Origin of the sequence: Clostridium peptidivorans (genome assembly GCF_900205925.1) — a bacterium.
In the GTDB taxonomy this organism is placed as follows: domain Bacteria; phylum Bacillota; class Clostridia; order Clostridiales; family Clostridiaceae; genus Clostridium_AK; species Clostridium_AK peptidivorans.
On the sequence record NZ_OAOD01000061.1, the window covers coordinates 1 to 624 of the forward strand.

General features: G+C 39.1%; 1 protein-coding gene and 1 pseudogene. Both read right to left on the reverse strand.

What is annotated here, in order from left to right; genetic code table 11:
- Positions 1-260: acyl-CoA hydrolase (locus CRN98_RS17355; protein ID WP_097028646.1), on the reverse strand; the 260-nt coding region annotated here is incomplete at its 3' end.
- A gap of 55 nt (positions 261-315) precedes the next feature.
- A pseudogene (locus CRN98_RS17360) lies at positions 316-624 on the reverse strand (beta-alanyl-CoA:ammonia lyase); the annotation flags it as partial.

The following is a 624-nucleotide window of genomic DNA, read 5'->3' on the forward strand; positions in this document are numbered from 1 at the left end:
TCAATTAATGCACGGTTTCCCTCTATGTTCTTAATTCTCGCAATATACTCCATGTAGTCACCTGCAAATGAAGGCGCATAAAGACGAACCTTCTTTACCTCAACACAATGACCAGTGTTTCCAAATACCTTTGCCATGAGACGATTTGCTGTATCATTCATAAGTGTGATGTTTCTTGCCCCGTTTACAACTCCGCCACCATAAAATACATCACGGTCTGACATTCTATAACGAAATGTTACTGTTTGTTGTTCATTCATAACACAATTCTCCTTTATTCTATATTTTCAATTTGCTTCTTTTTAAAGCATTGATTTATTCTGGGAAATCCTCAAGTGGACGCCATGGATCAATTACTAATCCGTCTGGCTGCTCTCCACGCTGTAAGTGCTTCTTAACTACAAGTCGAACATTTCCCTCTGTACAAAGTACAGGCTCATCAAACCAAACCATATCTCCTGGTCTGCTGTCCGTCTTACCTTCACGGAAAGCAGGTGTAGCAAGCTTGAAAACTTCAATTTTACAGTCACGAGATGTGTTCCCTACCTTTGTAAGTGTTGCTTTAAAATCAACCATATCCCCTACATAAATGTCCTTGTAACATTTAACATCATGATATCCAAG